Source organism: Nonomuraea zeae (assembly GCF_005889725.1).
Taxonomy (GTDB): Bacteria; Actinomycetota; Actinomycetes; order Streptosporangiales; family Streptosporangiaceae; genus Nonomuraea; species Nonomuraea zeae.
Window position 1 is genome coordinate 13,215 of record NZ_VCKX01000003.1, and the last position, 16,274, is coordinate 29,488.

Here is a 16,274-nt window from a genome sequence, read left to right on the forward strand (position 1 = left end):
TGGGCGTCGCGCTATTAGTAGCAGGTCAGGGCACTGGCGCTGCCCTTGCGCAGGACCCTGCGGCGGGGAAGAAGACCGTGCGGGTCGGTGCGACCCAGTCGATGGACTCCATGAACCCGTTCCTGGCGGTCCGCCTGGTCTCGACGTCGATCCACCGTTGGATGTACGGCTACCTCACAGTGCCCGACTCCAAGACGCTGCAGCCCAGCCCGGACCTGGCCGAGTCGTGGACCACGTCGCCGGACGGGCTCACGTGGACGTTCAAGATCCGCGCCGCGAAGTGGTCCGACGGCAAGCCCGTCACGGCCGACGACGCCGCCTGGACGTTCAACAAGATGATGACGGACGAGGCCGCCAAGACGGCCAACGGTCCGGCGGTGGAGAACTTCGAGAGCGTCACGGCCGCCGGCCAGGACCTGACGATCAAGCTCAAGTCCCCGCAGGCGTCCATGCTGGAGAACCCGGTCCCGATCATGCCCAAGCATGTCTGGGAGTCGGTCACCGACATGACCAACTACGACGCCGAGAAGTACCCGACCGTGAGCAGCGGCCCGTACATCGCGGTCGAGCACAAGAAGGACCAGTACGTCAAGCTGCAGGCCAACCCCAACTACTGGCGGGGCAAGCCGAAGGTCGACGAGCTGCAGGTCATCTTCTACGACAACCCGCAGGCCGCGATCGCCGGGCTGAAGAAGGGTGACATCGACCTGATCGGCCGGCTGAACCCGCCGGAGTTCCAGGCGATCCAGAACGACCCGAACATCGAGGCGTGGAACACCCAGGGCCGCCGCGCGTCCTACCTGCAGATCAACCACGGCGCGACGACCAACGACGACAAGCCGCTCGGCGACGGCCACCCGGCGCTCAAGGACGTGAAGGTCCGCCAGGCGCTGCACTACGCCATCGACAAGCAGAAGCTGGTCGCCGAGGTCCAGAGTGGCCTGGCCAAGCCGGCCGACGGCTCGATCGTGCCGCCGATGTACAAGGACTTCTTCTGGGAGGCCAGCGGCGACACCAAGGTCACCTACGATCCGGCCAAGGCCAACAAGCTCCTCGACGACGCCGGCTACAAGAAGGGCGCCGACGGCGTCCGTACGATGCCCGACGGCAAGCGCAAGCTGGAGTTCCGCTTCAGCATCCACACCGACACCCCGATCGAGGACAAGCTCGCCGAATACCTGACGGGCTTCTTCAAGGAGATCGGCGTCACGCTGACCACCAAGAAGCTCGACTCCAGCAAGTTCACCGAGGAGACCGGCGTCACCGGCCTGTTCGACATCGCCATCAGCGGCTGGTCGGTCAACCCCGACCCCGAGGAGGTCATGGCGACGCACCTGTGCAGCCGCAGGCCGGCTCCCGGCGGCGAGGGCGGCGGCACCGAGTCCTTCTACTGCGACGACACCTTCGAGAAGCTCTACAAGGAGCAGCTCGGGGAGCTCGACCGGCCGAAGCGCGCGGAGATACTCAAGCAGATGCAGGAGCGCCTCTACACCGACGCTCCGATCATCGCGATCTACTACACCAACGACCTTGAGGGCTACCGCAAGGACCGGATCACCAGCATCACGCCCATCCCCGAGGACAAGGGCCTCCTGTACGGCGGCAGCGGCTACTGGCCGTTCTACACCGTGGACGTCAAGGCCACGGCCGCCAGCGGTGCGAGCAGCGAGGGCGGCTCCAACACCGGTCTCATCGCCGGCGTCGTCGGTGGCGTGGTGGTCATCGGACTCGTGGTCTTCTTCCTGACCAGGCGGCGCAAGAGCGTCGCAGACGAACGCGAATGACAACACCGCTAGAAGCAGCAGAGCCCGCCGTCCAGGCGGCGGGCTCTGGTGATGGGCACTCCACCGGCCGGGGCACGCTGCGCTACGCGCTGTCGAAGGCCGGTGGAGCGCTGTTCAGCATCGCCATGGTCATCGTCGGCACGTTCTTCCTGTTCCGGCTGCTGCCCGGCGACCCGGTCCGCAACATGGCGCAGGGCCGCAACATGACCCCGGCCCAGCTCGACCTCGAACGCCACCGCCTCGGCCTGGACAAGTCCCTGATCGAGCAGTTCTTCGACTTCGCCGGCAAGACCCTCCGCCTCGACCTCGGCGTCTCCTACGAGTACAAGCGGCCGGTGCTCGACCTCATCGGCGAGCGGTTCGGCCCGACGCTGCTGCTCGCCGGCACGGGCCTGGTCATCGCGGTCAGCCTGGGCATCTGGCAGGGCACGCGGGCGGGCTGGCGGCACGGCAGCAGGTTCGACCGGTTCTCCACCGGCGCGTCGCTGGTGCTGTGGTCCGTGCCCACGTTCTGGCTCGGACTGCTGCTGATGATGGTGTTCGGCGTCGGCATCGGGCCGATCCCGGGCATCTTCCCCTTCCGCGGCATCGAGAGCGTGGACGCGCCCGACGGCTTCGCGTACGTGCTGGACGTGGCCTCCCACATGGTCCTGCCGTGCCTGACGCTGGTGGCCGTGGTCTACGCCCAGTACCTCCTGGTCATGCGCTCCTCGCTGCTGGAGGAGGTCAGCCAGGACTACATCACCGTGGCCAGGGCCAAGGGCCTGCGCGATGACGAGGTACGGCGCCGCCACGCGGTGCCCAACGCCCTGCTGCCCACGGTGACGCTGGTCTTCATGCGCATCGGCTTCGTGGTCGGCGGCGCGGTCACCGTGGAGACGATCTACACCTGGCCCGGACTGGGGCAGCTGTTCTACGAGGCGGTCAGAGTGCCGGACTTCACGCTCATGCAGGGCACGTTCATGCTGATCACCGTGGCGGTGATCGTGATGAACACGCTGGCCGACGTGGTCTACCACATGCTCGACCCGAGGGTGAGGTCGGCATGACCAGTGTCGCCGCGACCCGCAGGCGGCTCGCGCTGACCCGCTTCTGGGCCGGTTTCCGCACCCACCGCGCCGGTGTCGCCGGCCTGGTCGTCCTCGTGGCCGCCGTGGTGCTGGCGCTGGTCGCGCCGCTGTTCATCGACGAGGGCGTGACCAGCGTCGTGGACGCGCCGGGCGAGGAGTTCGACGGGCCGAGCCTGTCCTTCCCGTTCGGCACCGACGAGTCCGGCCGGAACCTGCTGCTGATGATCTGGTGGGGCTCGCGCACGTCGCTGCTCATCGGCTTCCTGGCCGCGCTGCTCAGCATCGTGATCGGCATGGTCGTCGGCATCGCGGCCGGGCACTTCCGCGGCTGGCTGGGCGGCGCGCTCATGCGCGTCACCGACTGGTTCCTGGTGCTGCCCTCGCTGGTCACCGCGCTGGTGCTGGCGGCCATCCTGGGCGGTACGACGTTCACGATCATCATGGCGATCGGCGTCACGACGTGGCCGTCGACCGCCCGGCTGATCAGGGCCCAGACGCTCGCCGTCGAGGCCAGGCCGTACATCGAGCGCTCCAAGGCGCTCGGCGCCGGACACTGGCACATCACCACCAGGCACGTCCTGCCCAACGTGGCGCCGCTGCTGCTGGCCAGCACCACGCTGGAGGTGGCCAGCGCGATCGTCACCGAGTCCACGCTGGCCTTCCTCGGCGCCAGCGCGAACAAGACCTCCTGGGGGACCATGCTGCGCGGCTCCTACGACTTCGGGGCGGCGACAGAGGGCGCGTGGTGGTACATCATCATCCCCGGCCTCGCCATCCTCGTCGTCGTCATGGCGTTCACCCTGGTGGGCCGGGCTCTGGAGGCCGTGCTCAACCCCCGGTTGCGGAGGGCCGCATGAGTCTGCTCGAGCTTGACGACGTGTCCGTGACGTACCGCATCGCCTCGGGCGAGGTGCCCGCCGTACGCGGTGTGTCGCTGACCCTCGACTCCGGAGCGGCACTCGGAGTCGCCGGCGAGTCAGGATCCGGCAAGTCGACCCTGGCCATGGCGCTGCTCCGGCTCCTGCCCCGGGACGCGCGCGTCGGCGGCCGGATCCTGCTCGACGGCGAGGACGTGCTCACCATGAAGTGGGGCCGCATGCGCGCCGTACGGTGGGCCGAGGCCTCGATCGTCTTCCAGGGCGCCCAGCACGGGCTCAACCCGGTGCGCCGGGTCGGCGACCAGATCGCCGAGCCGCTGCTGGTGCACGGCCTGGCCAGGCCGGACGCCGCGCGCAAGCGGGTGGCCGAGCTGCTCGACCAGGTCGGGATGCCCGCCTGGCGGGCCCGCAGCTTCCCGCACGAGCTGTCCGGCGGGCAGCGGCAGCGCGTCATGATCGCGATGGCGCTGGCCTGCTCGCCCCGGCTGATCATCGCCGACGAGCCGACCACCGCGCTCGACGTGATGGTGCAGGCCCAGGTCCTGACGCTGATCAAGGAGCTGGTGGCCGAGCACGACATCTCGCTGCTGATGATCTCGCACGACCTGTCGGTGCTCGCCGACGTGTGCGACCAGCTCGCGGTCATGTACGCCGGCCGCGTCGTCGAGCTCGGCCCGTCCGGCGAGGTGTTCCACGAGGCCAAGCACCCCTACAGCAGGGCGCTGGCGGCGGCGTTCCCGACGGTGGGCGACCCGGTGTCGCGGCTCGCGCCCAAGGGGCTCGGCGGCGACCCGCCCGATCCGATGCAGCTTCCCGGCGGGTGCTCGTTCCATCCGCGGTGCCCGGTGGCGCTGGACGAATGCGCGAGCCTGGACGTCGAGCTGTGGCCGGCGGGCGAGCACCGCACCGCCGCCTGCGTGCACGTCCGGGCCAAGGAGGAGGCGTCATGACGGAGACGCAGACCACGGAGGAGGCCGTGTCCACCGCACGGCCCAGCCTCCTGGAGGCGCGAGACCTGCACGTGGAGTTCTCCTCGCGCGGGCGCCGCGCCCGCGCCGTGGACGGCGTGAACCTGAGCATCGGCGCGGGCGAGATCGTGGCCCTGGTCGGCGAGTCCGGCTGCGGCAAGACCACGCTGGCCCGCACGCTGCTCGGCCTCGAACGCCCCACCTCCGGCGAGGTCCGCTACGGCGGCGCCGCGCTGGACTACCGCTCCAAGGCGCTCAAGGCCTATCGCCGGCAGGTGCAGCTCGTCCTCCAGGACCCGACGGGCTCGCTCAACCCCCGGCACACGGTGTACGAGGCCGTCGCCGAGGGCCCGCGGATCCACGGGCTGCCGGACGAGCAGGAGGTCGTGGCCGAGGCCCTGTCCAGGGCGGGGCTGCGGCCGCCTGAGCGGTTCTTCCTGCGCTACCCGCACGAGCTGTCCGGCGGGCAGCGGCAGCGCGTGGTGATCGCCGGGGCGCTGGCACTGAACCCGAAGGTGCTGATCGCCGACGAGCCGGTGGCCTCGCTGGACGCCTCCGTACGCGGTGAGATCCTCGCCCTGATGCTCAAGCTCAGGGCGGATCTCGGGCTGTCCGCGCTGGTCGTCACGCACGACCTGGGGCTGGCCTGGAACATCGCCGACCGGGTGGCCGTGATGTACCTGGGCAGGATCGTCGAGTCCGGGCCCGTGGAGCAGGTGCTGACCGCGCCGCGGCACCCGTACACGCAGGCGCTGATGTCGGTGCTGCCGGAGTCTCCCGAGCGGGTGGTGCTGACCGGCGAGCCGCCGGACCCGACCCGGATCCCCGGCGGCTGCCGCTTCCACGCCCGCTGCCAGGTGCTCGCCTCCGGGCGGGCGGCCGAGGCGGGGGTGGACGGCAAGTGCAGGTCGGAGCCGCTGAGCGTCCTGCCGGCCGTGCCCGGCCCCCAGGCGGCCTGCCACTACGCAGAGCTCACGGGCTGAGCGCCAGTCGTGCTCACGGGCTGAGCGTCAGGCGAGGTCCGCGTCGTGGACCAGGATGGCCGCCTGGACCCGGTTGGCCAGGCCCAGCTTGGCCAGGACGCGGCTGACGTGGGCCTTCACCGTGGCCTCCGTGAGGCGCAGCTCGCGGCCGATCTCGGCGTTGGACAGGCCGCGGGCCAGCGCCCTGATCACGTCCTCCTCCCGCCCGGTGAGCGCGGCGAGCTGCTTGCGGGCGGCCTCGGCCCGTGACGGGGCGCGGTTCGCGTACGAGTCGAGCAGGCGCTTGGTGACCGAGGGGGAGAGCATGGCCTGGCCGCCCGCCACCGTGCGGACGGCGGCGGCCAGCTCGCGCGGCGGGGTGTCCTTGAGCAGGAACCCGACCGCGCCCAGGCGGAGCGCCTCGTGCACGTACTCGTCCAGGTCGAACGTGGTGAGCATGACCAGTTTGGGCGGGTCCTGGCCGGACAGGATGCGGGCGGCGGAGCTCAGCCCGTCGAGGCCGGGCATCCGCACGTCCATCAGCACGACGTCGGGCCGCAGCCGCCGCACGGCGGAGACGGCCTCCGCGCCGTCGCGGGCCTCACCGGCGATCGCGATGTCACCCGAGGCCTCCAGGATCAGCCGCAGCCCCGACCGGACGAGCTCCTCGTCGTCCACCAGGAGCACCCGGATCAGGCCGGATCCCCGGGCGGGCGCGGTGTCCGGACCGTGGCCGGGCGCCGCGGTCATGCCGGGATCCTCGCGTGGACCAGGAAGCCGCCGCCGTCCTGCGCGCTGGTCCGCAGCGTGCCGCCGAGCAGCTCGACCCGCTCGCGCAGCCCCACCAGGCCCCAGCCCGCGCCCGGCAGCTCCTCGCGCGGCCCGGCCGGCCTCTCGTTGCGCACCTCGACCTCCAGCTCGTCGCCCCGGTAGCGGATGCGGACGTCCGTGCCGGCGTTCCCGGCGTGCTTGTGCACGTTGGTGAGCGCCTCCTGCACCACCCGGTACGCCGTCCGCTCCACGGTCGCCTCGACGGGCCGCGCCGCGCCCTCGTCATGCCTGGTCACCGGGATGCCCAGAGCACGGGACTGGTCGAGCAGCCGGTCGAGGTCCCCGAGCGTGGGCGGCGGTCGCAGCGCCCCTTCCTCCGCCGGGGAGGCGTCCTCCGGCCGGGGCGCGCGGAGGACGCCGAGCACGTCGCGCAGGTTCGTCAGCGCCTCGCGCCCGATGCCGCCGATCAGGGCCGCGGCGCGTACCGTCTCCTCGTCGCCCGCGCGCACCTCCAGCGCCCCCGCGTGCAGCACGATCAGCGAGACCCGGTGCGCGACCACGTCGTGCATCTCCCTGGCGATCCGGGCCCGCTCCTGCGCCCTGGCCTGCTCGGCGCGCATGACCTGCTCGCGCTCCAGCCGCTCGGCCCGCTCCCTGGCCGCCTCCAGGACCTCGCGCCTGGCCCGGTACCAGAGCCCCAGCACCAGCGGCAGCCCGATCATCGCCAGCGCCATCAGCACCGTGTTGCCGAGCGTGGCCGTGGCCACCTCGTGCTCGCCGCCCTGGACCAGGCCCACCAGCGCGGACAGCCCGACCACGACCACGGCGCCGCCGGCGTACGCGGCCAGGTCGCGGGCCCTGCGCAGGGCCGTACCGGCGAAGAAGGAGGCGACCAGCAGCGGCGGCCACATCACCAGCCAGACGTAGGCGGCGGCGCCCACGGCGGCCAGCGGCCACCAGGACCGCTGCGCCCGCCAGGCGGCCACGCCCGCCAACGCGGCGACCGCGACCAGCACGGGCAGCGGCAGGCTCGACCGCACCCCGGCCTGCCCGTGCACCACGAGCAGGGAGAGCGCGCCCACACCGGCGCCGAGCAGAACGAACCGCATGGGCACAGCGTATGGGCCGGCCGCAAAAAGGCTTTACGACGAAAGTAGTAGAAGCCGGTCGACGATCGGGGCGGACGGTCGGGCCCGCCCGGCCGCCAGCCTGGTCCCATGCGTAGAACCGTGGCTGTCTCAGCCCTGTCATTGATCGTCCTGTCCGGCGCGATCCAGGCGCACGCCCAGGCTGGCGCCGCACCCCAGACTGGTGCGACCCGGACCGCCGCCCCCGAGCTCGCGTTGCCCGCGCCGACCGGCGCCAAGCCCGTCGGCACGACGAGCCTGTACCTGGTCGACGCCGGTCGCCGGGACCCGTGGAACCCCGAGGCGGACAAGCGCGAGCTCATGGTCTCGCTCTGGTACCCGGCCAAGCGGGCCACCGGGAAGCCCGCCCCTTACGTGAGCCCGCAGGAGTCCGCCGCGATCCTGAAGCAGGTCCCCGGCCTGGAGGGCGTCGAGCCTGACGCGCTCACCAGGACCAGGACGCACGCCCGGCTCGGCGCTCCCGTGCGGACCGCCAAGGGCGGCCTGCCGCTGGTCGTCCTGTCGCCCGGCTTCAGCTTCCCCCGCGCCACCCTCACCTCGCTGGCCGAGGACCTCGCCAGCAGGGGATACCTGGTCGCCGCGGTGGAGCACACCTACGAGTCGGTCGCCACCACGTTCCCCGACGGCCGCACCACCTCCTGCCTGGCCTGCGTGAAGGGCCAGGACGGCGCCAAGGTGGCCGCGAGCCGGGTGGTGGACGTGCGGTTCGTGCTCGACGAGCTGACCAGGAGCCGGTGGGGCAAGGTGATCGACCGCTCGGCGATCGCCATGGCCGGCCACTCGATGGGCGGCAACAGCGCCGCCCAGACCATGCTCGCCGACCGCCGGGTGAAGGCGGGGGTGAACCTGGACGGCACGTTCAACCCGATCGTGGCGCCGCTCGACCGGCCGTTCCTGATGATCGGGTCGCCCAGCCACACGCCGGGCGGCTCCGACGAGTCGTGGGCGCCGTCCTGGGCCAACCTGACGGGCTGGAAGCGCTGGATCACCGTGGCGGGCACCGACCACTCGGCGTTCGTGGACTACGCCGTGCTCAGGCCCGCGCTCGGCATCCCCGCGCAGGAGCTCGACGGCAGGCGGGCGCTGCGGATCACCCGCGCGCACCTGGCCGCGTTCCTCGACCGGCACCTGCTGGGCAAGCGGACTCCCGTCGCGGACTTCCCCGAGGTCACCGATCAGGCGCGGAACGCGTCGGCGTTCTCCTCGGCCCACTGAGCGAAGCTGCGCGCGTCCCGGCCGGTGACCTCACGCACGGTCGGGACCACCGTGTAGCCGACCTCGGGGGTGTCGCCGAGCGCGCCGACGAGGAACTCGATGGTCTCCTCACCCATGCCGTCGGCCGCCCACTTGGCCCTGGCCTCCTCCACCGTCAGCTCCACGAACTCCACGTCCTGGCCGATCGACGCCCCGAGGATCGCCACCTTCTCCTTGAGCGTGATCGCCTCGGGCCCGGTCAGCGTGTACGTCCTGCCGCCGTGGCCCCCTTCGACCAGCACCGTCGCGGCCACGGCGGCGATGTCGCGCTCGTGCACCAGCGCGCTCAGCCGCCGGCCGAACGGCTCCTTGATGACGCCTTCGGTCCGGACCGTGTGCGCCCACCAGCGCAGCGTGTTGGACATGAACTCGACGGGGTGCAGCAGCGTCCACTCGATGTCGGTGGCGGCCAGCGCCTGCTCGAGCGCGCCGTCCTCGCGGCCGCCGAGCACCGTGGCGCGCCGTACGCCTTCCTTGACGGCCAGCTCGACGAGCCGTGCGCCGTCGGGAAGGGGCGCGTAGTCGTCGCCCGCGAAGTTGATGAAGTGGACTGCGGTGACGCCCTCGAAGGCGGCGGCCACGGAGGCGGGCTCCGCGAGGTCTCCGGCGACGACCTCGACGCCCTCGGGCAGGCCGGCCTTGGCCGGGTTCCTGGTCAGGGCCCGCACCTGCTGCCCGGCCGCGAGGAGCTCCTCGACGACGAGACGGCCGACGGTTCCGGTGGCACCGGTGACGAGGATGGTCATGGCGAACCCCTTTGCTTGGAACGGAACGTTCTGCTCTTATTGTAGCAGAACGGAACGCTTCATTCCCTGTATTGCTTGAGCGTGATGGCGTTCGCGGCCCGCGCGATGGGCCCGGCGACCCGCTCGATCATGCGGTCGCGGCCGGGCAGGTGGGGGAGCAGCCTGATCATCCTCGTCTGGAACCACAGGGCCGCGCGCGACCCGATGACCATGCCCTTGACGTTGGCCGGCCCGAGCGCCTGGTTGGCCTCGACGAACGCGCGCAGCTCGCGCTCGTACCCGTCCGTCCCGCCGCCCGCGGCCAGCTCGCCCGCCAGCACGTACGCCCCCACGAGCGCCAGGCTCGTGCCCTGCCCCGATGCGGGGGAGGCGCAGTAGCCCGCGTCGCCCACGAGCACGACGCGTCCCTTCGACCAGCGGTCCATGTGGATCTGGGTGACCGAGTCGAAGTAGAAGTCGTTGGCGTCGCGCACGGCTTCGAGCAGTGCCGGCACCTGCCAGCCCGACCCGTCCATGGCCCGCGTGAGCAGCTCCTTCTGGCCGGTCACGTCGCGGTGGTCGTAGTCGAGCGGCGGCGACGACCACATGAACAGCGCCTTGGCGCCACTGTCCTGGCGGGTGCTGTAGACGTTCGCGGTCCTGCCGGGGGCGGCGTGCACGGCCTCCTCGCGGTCCAGGCCCAGCGTGTTGGGCACCGAGCAGATGGAGATGTAGTAGCCGAGGTCGCGGGCGAAGCCCGACTCCTCGCCGAAGGCGATCCGCCGGGTGTTGGAGTGGGCGCCGTCGGCCCCGACGACGAGGTCGAACTTGCGCGGCTCCGAGCGCTCGAACGTGACCGTGCCGTCCTCGGCGATGGCGGTGATGGAGTCGTCGAAGACGTACTCGACGTCGTCGCGGGTCAGGTCGTACAGCAGCTCGTTGAGGTCGCCGCGCATGATCTCCAGGTCGCCGCCCGTGCGGCCGCCGAACAGGTCGGCGTCCAGTGTCGCGACGCGCCGGCCCCTGGCGTCGTAGTGGGTGGCGATCCGCATGTCCGTGCTCCTGGCGCGGACCGCGTCCAGGAGGCCCATACGCTCGATCACCGTGAGCGCCGCGCCGCGGATGTCCACCTTGTAGCCGCCTTCGCGGATCGCGGGGGCGCGCTCGACCACGGTGACGGTGCAGCCGTGGCGGCGCAGCCAGTAGGCGGTGGTGGTGCCGGCGATGCTCGCTCCGGAGATGAGAATGTTCGTCATGCCGATGACGGTACATCTGTCTCAGACGCTTGTCTAGGACGATTGTGCTAATCTCTGATTATGGGAAACAGGGAAGATCTGCTGGCCGGGGCGAAGCGGTGCCTGATCGAGAAGGGCTACTCGCGTACGACGGCGCGTGACATAGCCAACGCTTCGGGCGTGAGCCTGGCGGGCATCGGCTATCACTTCAAGTCGAAGGAAGCGCTGATGAACGAGGCGCTGTTCGCGGCCATGCAGGAGTGGGGCGACGAGCTGGCGGCGACCCTGGCGGGCGAGGTGAAGGCGGAGGCCACGCCGCTGGAGCGGTTCGAGGCGGCCTGGGACCGGGTGGTGGAGTCGTTCGCGCGGCTGCGGCCGCTGTGGGTGACGCAGTTCGAGCTGCTCGGGCAGATCGACCACGTGCCGGAGGTGCGCGAGCAGCTCGTACAGGGCATCCAGGAGGCCAGGCTGGGGCTCGCCGAGCTGTTCGAGGGCATCGAGCCGGGGAGCGACCCGGAGCGGGCGCGCCTGACCGGGACCGTCTATCAGGCCATGCTGACGGGGTTCCTGTCACAGTGGCTGCTCGATCCCGGCAGCGCGTTGTCGGGCCGAGAGGTGGTCGCGGCCCTGCGCATGATCGCCTCCTGAGCGGGGTCTAGAAGGCGCTTATCGTCGCGGGGGCGCGTTCGGCCCTGCTCAGGGCGCGGATGACCGCCGTCGCGCCGTGGCGGTGTACGGCCAGCCTGGCCAGCAGCTCGACCACGGGGCCGATGACCGCCGATGGCAGCTCGGGCGTCTCCACGCCCACGCTGGCCGCCAGGTCGTCGGAGTGCACGACCAGCTCCACCAGCCGGGTGAGCAGGAAGTCGTCGAGCCGCAGCGACCAGCCGGACGACCGCACGAAGACGACCCGGCCGGCCGGCTCCACGGGCAGGGCGGCGAGCTGCTGGTCGAGCAGCGACTGCGCGTTGCCGACCAGCGCGTCGGGTCCGGCCGCCGCCGAGGCCTCGCCGGCCCGCCGGATGCCGACGTTGCTCTCGTGGTCGAGGCCGGCCTGCACCCACGGCGACCTCGTGTAGTGCTCGATGAGCTCGATGGGCTCCTGGACCTCGTCGTTCGGGGCCAGCACCTCCCCGACCCTGACGAGCTGGTGGGCCAGGTGCCCGGCCAGCCCCGCGACGGTGAACTCGGTGAGCGCGCTCGGCTTGTCCCATGCCGCCTTCACGACCGGGTCGCGGAGGAGCGACACCGCCGAGCTCGCGGCCACCAGATAGGACTGCCTTATTTCCCCCATTTGTCGCCCTTCCCCTGGTTCAGGTGGTAACTCGCGCCAAGACTATCCCTCCGACTATGAGCGCGAGCGCGGCCATCCTGCCCAGTGAGACGGGGTCGTCGTTGACCAGGATGCCGAGCGTGATCGCGCCGACCGCGCCGATCCCGGTGAAGACGGCGTACGCGGTGCCGACGGGCAGGGTGTTCATGGCCTGCGACAGCAGCCAGACCGCGGCGGCCATCAGGGCCAGGGAGATGAGCGTGGGCAGCGGCCTGGTGAAGCCCTGCGTCGGCTTGATGCTCTGCGACCAGGCCACCTCGATGAGCCCGGCCAGCGTCAGGATCAGCCAGTTCATCGTGAGACCTCCTTGAGCGCCGCCGCCAGTGACTCCTCGTGCTGGGCGCGCAGGTGCGCCAGCGCCGGGTCGAGCCGGGCGTTGACCAGCTCGGCGTGCACGAACGTCACGTCCTCGACCCGGAAGTGCCCCTTGAAGAAGTCGCGGAGGAAGCGCTCCTCGTGGTCGTACGGCTCGCGGGGCGTGCCCGGCCCGTACGCGCCTCCGCGCGCTCCCGTCACCACGAACGAGCGCCCGGCCAGCGACATCCTGGGAAAGGTGATCTGGTCGAGCCAGGCCTTCAGCGCGGACGGGATCGAGTAGTTGTACATCGGCGTGCCGATCAGGATCACCTCCGCCGCCACGACCTCGTCGAGCAGCGGCGCCAGGACGTCCCACGCCTCGCGCTGGGCGGGCGTGCGCACCGCCTCCCGGTAGCGGGAGATGTCGGTGATCTCGTGTTCCAGGACGTAGTCGCACAGCTCGGTCCAGGCCTCGCTGATGTGCGGCACCGGCTGCGCGGCCAGGTCGCGGTAGGCGTATCCGTGGCCGGGGTGGGCGGCGCGCCAGGTCTCGGCGTACCGGGCCGACAGCCGGCGCGAGAACGAGCCCGCGCGCCGCGCGCTGGCGTCAAGGTGCAGCAGCATGATCTCTCCTTAAGTGGACGTCGTGTCCGCTTCACTATAACCGGACGGATCGTCCACATACAATGAGTGCATGGAGAGAGCCGACGCCGCGCGCAACCGCGCCAGGATCCTTGAGGCCGCCGCCCTGCTGTTCGCCGAGAAACCCCCGCAGGAGGTGACGATGGAGGACATCGCGCGCAAGGCCGGCGTGGGCCGGGGGACGCTCTACCGCCGTTACCCCGACCGGGCGTCGATCGCGGTGGCGCTGCTCGACGAGCACGAGCGGGCGCTGCAGGAGCGGCTGATCCGCGGCGATCCGCCGCTCGGCCCGGGAGCGCCGCCCGCCGAGCGGCTGGCCGCCTTCTACGCGGCCATGGTGCGCCTGCTGGAGGACCACTCCCACCTGGTGCTCGGCACGGAGGTGGGGCGCTCGCGCTTCGAGACGGGCGCGTACGGGTTCTGGCGGGCGCATGTGCGCGCGCTCCTGGTCGCGGCCGGGACGCCGCACCCGGACGCCCTGGTGGACGTCCTGCTCGCCCCGCTGGCCCCCGAGGTGTACGGCTTCCAGCGCGACACCCTCGGCCTGACCCCGGAGCAGATCACCGACGCCCTGAGCACCCTGACGGCCACCCTGCACCCGGGCCGCGCCGCCGGGTGACCGCGCGCGCTTACGTGACGCCGGGCGCTGACGTGACGCCGCGCGCTTTCGTGAAGCCGCGCGCTTAGGTGGTGCCGGGCCTCAGGCGGGGGTCTCGCTCAGGGCCTTGAGGATCGCGGACCGGATGAAGGCGCGAGCGAGCCGGCCCCTCCTGAACCGGCTCAGCACCGGGGCGGGCGTGTCGTACCGGCGGGCCCGCACGCCGGCCACCACGACCTCCGGCGCGCCCAGCTCGGCCAGCACGTCGAGCGCCTCCCGCTTGCTGATCAGCCGCCCGTCCCTCAGCGTGACCGTGGCCCTGGCGACCGTGACCATGCCCAGATCCACCCAGATGTCGCGCAGCCACCGCCGCCGGCCCCGCGTCTTCTCCAGCCAGTAGTCCCGCAGGTCCGCCCGGACGAAGTCGCTCAGTTCCTGGTCGGACACCTCGGGCAGCAGCCCGGCGGGCGGCGGGCCCGACAGCACCCGCGCGCCCTGGTGCAGCTCGCGCCGCGTGACCGCGGTGACCGGACGGCGGAAGATCTGCTCGTGCGCCCACGTCACGTGCTCGGCGCCCAGATCCGCCAGCTCCTGCCTGGCCATGTACGAGCAGTGCAGCTTGGCCGCCAGGGGCGAGTCGATCCCCCGGTGCACGGCCTTGATCCGCCGCCACTGCTCCATCGTCACCGGCTCGTCCAGGACGGCGATCAGGTCGAGGTCGCTCCTGCCCGGCTGGTAGTCACCCGCCGCCAGCGAGCCGTGGGCCCACAGGGCGACCAGGGGCACGACCGGTTCGACACGTTCCAGAAAAAGACGTAGCAGGTGGTCAGTCGCTGCGTGCATGATGGCCACTATGATCGATACCCGGCTGAGTGGGAAAGTCGCGCTGGTCACGGGTGCCAATCAGGGCATAGGCGCGGCCACCGCCATCGCGCTCGCCGCGGAAGGCGTCTCCGTGTTCGTGACCTACAAGCGCCTGGCCCCGCTGCACGATCCGGCCCACCCTGCGGTCTACGACCAGGTCCGCGGCGGTGACGCCGGCGAGGTGGTCGGCCGCATCCGCGCGGCCGGCGGCACCGCTGAGTCCGCCGAGGCGGACCTGGCCGATCCCGAGACCCCGAAAGCCCTGTTCGACCAGGCCGAGAAGGCGCTCGGCCCGGTGGACATCCTGGTCAACAACGCCAGCGGCTGGCTGAGCGACACCTTCTCGCCCAGCGCGCGCGACGGCTTCGGCCGCGCGCTCAGGCCGGTGGACGCCGAGACGCACGACCGGCAGTTCGCGGTGGACGTGCGCGCGCCCGCCCTGCTGATCGCCGAGTTCGCCCGGCGGCACGTCGAGCGCGGCGCGTCCTGGGGCCGCATCATCGGCCTCACCTCCGGCGGCCCCGGCGGCTTCCCGACCGAGGTGTCCTACGGCGCGGCGAAGGCGGCCCAGGAGAACTACACGATGTCGGCCGCACACGAGCTGCGCGCCTACGGCGTCACGGCCAACATGGTCCACCCGCCCGTGACCGACACCGGCTGGATCAACGACGAGGTGGAGAAGTCGGTCGCCGACAGCTCCGTGTTCCTCGGCGTGGCCCAGCCGGAGGAGGTGGCCGAGGTGATCACGTTCCTGGCCTCGCACCAGGGCAGGCGCGTCACCGGGCAGATCGTCAGGATGTACTGAACAGGGCGCTCACCGACTCGCCGTCGTGGATGCGGCGCATGGCCTCCGCCAGGGCGGGTGCGATCGACAGCACGGTGAGCTTGTCACTGGGCTTGGGCGGCGGCACGGTGTTGGTGCAGACGATCTCCTCCACCTCGGGCAGCGAGCTGAGCCGCTCGATCGCCCCGCCCGAGAACAGCCCGTGCGTGCAGGCCACCCGCACCGTCCGCACGCGCTGCTCGCGCAGCCGGTCGAGCAGCTCGATGACCGTGCTGCCCTTGGCGATCTCGTCGTCCAGGACGATCACGTCCTTGCCGGTCACCTCGCCGATCACGGAGCTGATCACGACCCGGTCGTCGCTGAAGCGCTGCTTGGCGCCCATCGCGACGCCGGTGCCGAGCAGGCGGGCGAAGTGGGCGGCCTCCTTGGCGTTGCCGAGGTCGGGCGAGACGACGACCGTGTTCGACAGGTCGTACTGGCGGAAATAGGCGGCCAGCTCCCGCAGCGCGTGCAAGTGATCGACGGGCACGCTGAAGAAGCCGTGCACCTGCGGTGAGTGCAGCGTCATCGCCAGCACCCGGCTGGCGCCCGCGGCCACCATCAGGTCGGCGACCAGGCGCGCGCCGATGGAGATGCGCGGCGCGTCCTTCTTGTCGGAACGGGCGTAGGCATAATGCGGCAGGACGACGGTGGTTCGCGCCGCGGACGCGCCGCGCGCCGCGTCGAGCATCAGCAACAGCTCGACCAGGTGCTCCTGCACGGGCGGCACCAGAGGCTGGATCAGGAACACGTCACGCTCGCGGCAGTTGGCCTGGAGCTGCACTTCGATGACGTCATTGGCGAAGCGGTTGAGCTGGACGGGGTGCAGGCGTGTGCCCAGATGGGAGCAGATCTCCTCAGCAAGCTCCGGATGGGCGCTGCCGCTGAATACCGTGATGTCTCGCACGATTCCGTAAGCATA

At 71.3% G+C, this 16,274-nt stretch carries 18 protein-coding genes; 9 read left to right on the forward strand and 9 right to left on the reverse strand.

The annotated features are described in order from the left end of the window. The first annotated feature begins 77 nt into the window (after positions 1 to 77). The 5 genes from ETD85_RS01445 to ETD85_RS01465 are packed head-to-tail and all read left to right on the forward strand — an operon-like array spanning position 78 to position 5,683. The gene (locus ETD85_RS01445) at positions 78 to 1,784 is read left to right on the forward strand and encodes an ABC transporter substrate-binding protein (protein ID WP_240778753.1); all 1,707 of its coding nucleotides are present in this window, start codon (positions 78 to 80) and stop codon (positions 1,782 to 1,784) included. Then, positions 1,781 to 2,833: an ABC transporter permease gene (locus ETD85_RS01450; RefSeq protein WP_138687734.1), complete on the forward strand. Its 1,053-nt coding sequence runs from the start codon at positions 1,781 to 1,783 to the stop codon at positions 2,831 to 2,833. The genes ETD85_RS01445 and ETD85_RS01450 overlap by 4 nt, the downstream gene beginning before the upstream one ends. Then, positions 2,830 to 3,711 (forward strand): ABC transporter permease, encoded by an 882-nt coding sequence (locus tag ETD85_RS01455; RefSeq protein ID WP_138687735.1) that lies wholly within the window; start codon positions 2,830 to 2,832, stop codon positions 3,709 to 3,711. The genes ETD85_RS01450 and ETD85_RS01455 overlap by 4 nt, the downstream gene beginning before the upstream one ends. Then, entirely contained in the window at positions 3,708 to 4,682 is a 975-nt protein-coding gene (locus tag ETD85_RS01460; RefSeq protein WP_138687736.1) for an ABC transporter ATP-binding protein, read from the forward strand. Before ETD85_RS01455 ends, ETD85_RS01460 begins: the two co-directional genes overlap by 4 nt. After that, entirely contained in the window at positions 4,679 to 5,683 is a 1,005-nt protein-coding gene (locus tag ETD85_RS01465; protein ID WP_138687737.1) for an ABC transporter ATP-binding protein, read from the forward strand. The genes ETD85_RS01460 and ETD85_RS01465 overlap by 4 nt, the downstream gene beginning before the upstream one ends. A 27-nt stretch (positions 5,684 to 5,710) precedes the next feature. Here ETD85_RS01465 and ETD85_RS01470 read toward each other — a convergent pair whose 3' ends face one another. Beyond that, entirely contained in the window at positions 5,711 to 6,358 is a 648-nt protein-coding gene (locus ETD85_RS01470; protein ID WP_138687834.1) for a response regulator, read from the reverse strand. A gap of 50 nt (positions 6,359 to 6,408) precedes the next feature. Next, complete coding sequence (locus ETD85_RS01475; RefSeq protein ID WP_138687738.1) at positions 6,409 to 7,542, reverse strand: sensor histidine kinase; 1,134 nt, start codon at positions 7,540 to 7,542, stop codon at positions 6,409 to 6,411. Between the two features lie 108 nt (positions 7,543 to 7,650). Between ETD85_RS01475 and ETD85_RS01480 the strand changes: the two genes are divergently transcribed. Next, the gene (locus ETD85_RS01480; RefSeq protein ID WP_138687739.1) at positions 7,651 to 8,796 is read left to right on the forward strand and encodes an alpha/beta hydrolase family protein; all 1,146 of its coding nucleotides are present in this window, start codon (positions 7,651 to 7,653) and stop codon (positions 8,794 to 8,796) included. Here ETD85_RS01480 and ETD85_RS01485 read toward each other — a convergent pair. Beyond that, entirely contained in the window at positions 8,757 to 9,581 is an 825-nt protein-coding gene (locus ETD85_RS01485) for an NAD(P)H-binding protein (protein ID WP_138687740.1), read from the reverse strand. The two genes, ETD85_RS01480 and ETD85_RS01485, sit on opposite strands and share 40 nt — an antisense overlap. A 59-nt stretch (positions 9,582 to 9,640) precedes the next feature. After that, the gene (locus ETD85_RS01490) at positions 9,641 to 10,816 is read right to left on the reverse strand and encodes an FAD-dependent monooxygenase (RefSeq protein WP_138687741.1); all 1,176 of its coding nucleotides are present in this window, start codon (positions 10,814 to 10,816) and stop codon (positions 9,641 to 9,643) included. A 60-nt stretch (positions 10,817 to 10,876) separates the two neighbouring features. Here ETD85_RS01490 and ETD85_RS01495 point away from each other — a divergent pair, with 60 nt between their 5' ends. Then, positions 10,877 to 11,443 carry a TetR/AcrR family transcriptional regulator gene (locus ETD85_RS01495; protein ID WP_138687742.1) on the forward strand — a complete coding sequence of 189 codons (567 nt, stop codon included), beginning with the start codon at positions 10,877 to 10,879 and terminating at the stop codon, positions 11,441 to 11,443. Positions 11,444 to 11,450: 7 nt separating this feature from the next. Here the strand turns inward: ETD85_RS01495 and ETD85_RS01500 are convergent, their stop codons facing one another. From ETD85_RS01500 to ETD85_RS01510, 3 genes are read right to left on the reverse strand one after another with little or no spacing between them, the layout of a single operon-like run. Then, entirely contained in the window at positions 11,451 to 12,089 is a 639-nt protein-coding gene (locus ETD85_RS01500) for a maleylpyruvate isomerase N-terminal domain-containing protein (RefSeq protein WP_138687743.1), read from the reverse strand. A gap of 19 nt (positions 12,090 to 12,108) precedes the next feature. After that, positions 12,109 to 12,423, reverse strand: a complete 315-nt coding sequence (locus ETD85_RS01505; RefSeq protein WP_138687744.1) for a DMT family transporter — start codon at positions 12,421 to 12,423, stop codon at positions 12,109 to 12,111. Next, on the reverse strand, positions 12,420 to 13,049 hold the full coding sequence (locus ETD85_RS01510; RefSeq protein WP_138687745.1) for an FMN-dependent NADH-azoreductase: 630 nt from the start codon (positions 13,047 to 13,049) through the stop codon (positions 12,420 to 12,422). Before ETD85_RS01510 ends, ETD85_RS01505 begins: the two co-directional genes overlap by 4 nt. 70 nt (positions 13,050 to 13,119) lie before the next feature. On the opposite strand from ETD85_RS01510, the gene ETD85_RS01515 reads away from it, so the two are divergent. Continuing rightward, positions 13,120 to 13,686, forward strand: a complete 567-nt coding sequence (locus tag ETD85_RS01515) for a TetR/AcrR family transcriptional regulator (protein WP_138687746.1) — start codon at positions 13,120 to 13,122, stop codon at positions 13,684 to 13,686. A gap of 81 nt (positions 13,687 to 13,767) precedes the next feature. Here ETD85_RS01515 and ETD85_RS01520 read toward each other — a convergent pair whose 3' ends face one another. Beyond that, entirely contained in the window at positions 13,768 to 14,508 is a 741-nt protein-coding gene (locus ETD85_RS01520; protein ID WP_138687747.1) for a nucleotidyltransferase domain-containing protein, read from the reverse strand. Positions 14,509 to 14,518: 10 nt separating this feature from the next. Here ETD85_RS01520 and ETD85_RS01525 point away from each other — a divergent pair, with 10 nt between their 5' ends. Continuing rightward, a complete protein-coding gene (locus ETD85_RS01525; RefSeq protein ID WP_138687748.1) occupies positions 14,519 to 15,334 on the forward strand; it encodes an SDR family NAD(P)-dependent oxidoreductase in 816 nt (271 codons plus the stop codon). Here ETD85_RS01525 and ETD85_RS01530 read toward each other — a convergent pair. Beyond that, positions 15,321 to 16,259 carry a ribose-phosphate diphosphokinase gene (locus tag ETD85_RS01530; RefSeq protein WP_138687749.1) on the reverse strand — a complete coding sequence of 313 codons (939 nt, stop codon included), beginning with the start codon at positions 16,257 to 16,259 and terminating at the stop codon, positions 15,321 to 15,323. The genes ETD85_RS01525 and ETD85_RS01530 overlap by 14 nt on opposite strands. Positions 16,260 to 16,274 lie beyond the last annotated feature (15 nt).

What these genes read in the sequence shown, in the direction of transcription:
- ETD85_RS01520 (WP_138687747.1), bottom strand. Translation starts at nt 14,508, where the DNA reads ATGCACGCAGCGACTGACCACCTGCTACGTCTTTTTCTGGAACGTGTC.
- ETD85_RS01455 (WP_138687735.1), top strand. Translation starts at nt 2,830, where the DNA reads ATGACCAGTGTCGCCGCGACCCGCAGGCGGCTCGCGCTGACCCGCTTC.
- ETD85_RS01490 (WP_138687741.1), bottom strand. Translation starts at nt 10,816, where the DNA reads ATGACGAACATTCTCATCTCCGGAGCGAGCATCGCCGGCACCACCACC.
- ETD85_RS01465 (WP_138687737.1), top strand. Translation starts at nt 4,679, where the DNA reads ATGACGGAGACGCAGACCACGGAGGAGGCCGTGTCCACCGCACGGCCC.
- ETD85_RS01515 (WP_138687746.1), top strand. Translation starts at nt 13,120, where the DNA reads ATGGAGAGAGCCGACGCCGCGCGCAACCGCGCCAGGATCCTTGAGGCC.
- ETD85_RS01480 (WP_138687739.1), top strand. Translation starts at nt 7,651, where the DNA reads ATGCGTAGAACCGTGGCTGTCTCAGCCCTGTCATTGATCGTCCTGTCC.
- ETD85_RS01505 (WP_138687744.1), bottom strand. Translation starts at nt 12,423, where the DNA reads ATGAACTGGCTGATCCTGACGCTGGCCGGGCTCATCGAGGTGGCCTGG.
- ETD85_RS01510 (WP_138687745.1), bottom strand. Translation starts at nt 13,049, where the DNA reads ATGCTGCTGCACCTTGACGCCAGCGCGCGGCGCGCGGGCTCGTTCTCG.
- ETD85_RS01475 (WP_138687738.1), bottom strand. Translation starts at nt 7,542, where the DNA reads ATGCGGTTCGTTCTGCTCGGCGCCGGTGTGGGCGCGCTCTCCCTGCTC.
- ETD85_RS01500 (WP_138687743.1), bottom strand. Translation starts at nt 12,089, where the DNA reads ATGGGGGAAATAAGGCAGTCCTATCTGGTGGCCGCGAGCTCGGCGGTG.
- ETD85_RS01525 (WP_138687748.1), top strand. Translation starts at nt 14,519, where the DNA reads ATGATCGATACCCGGCTGAGTGGGAAAGTCGCGCTGGTCACGGGTGCC.
- ETD85_RS01450 (WP_138687734.1), top strand. Translation starts at nt 1,781, where the DNA reads ATGACAACACCGCTAGAAGCAGCAGAGCCCGCCGTCCAGGCGGCGGGC.
- ETD85_RS01495 (WP_138687742.1), top strand. Translation starts at nt 10,877, where the DNA reads ATGGGAAACAGGGAAGATCTGCTGGCCGGGGCGAAGCGGTGCCTGATC.
- ETD85_RS01460 (WP_138687736.1), top strand. Translation starts at nt 3,708, where the DNA reads ATGAGTCTGCTCGAGCTTGACGACGTGTCCGTGACGTACCGCATCGCC.
- ETD85_RS01485 (WP_138687740.1), bottom strand. Translation starts at nt 9,581, where the DNA reads ATGACCATCCTCGTCACCGGTGCCACCGGAACCGTCGGCCGTCTCGTC.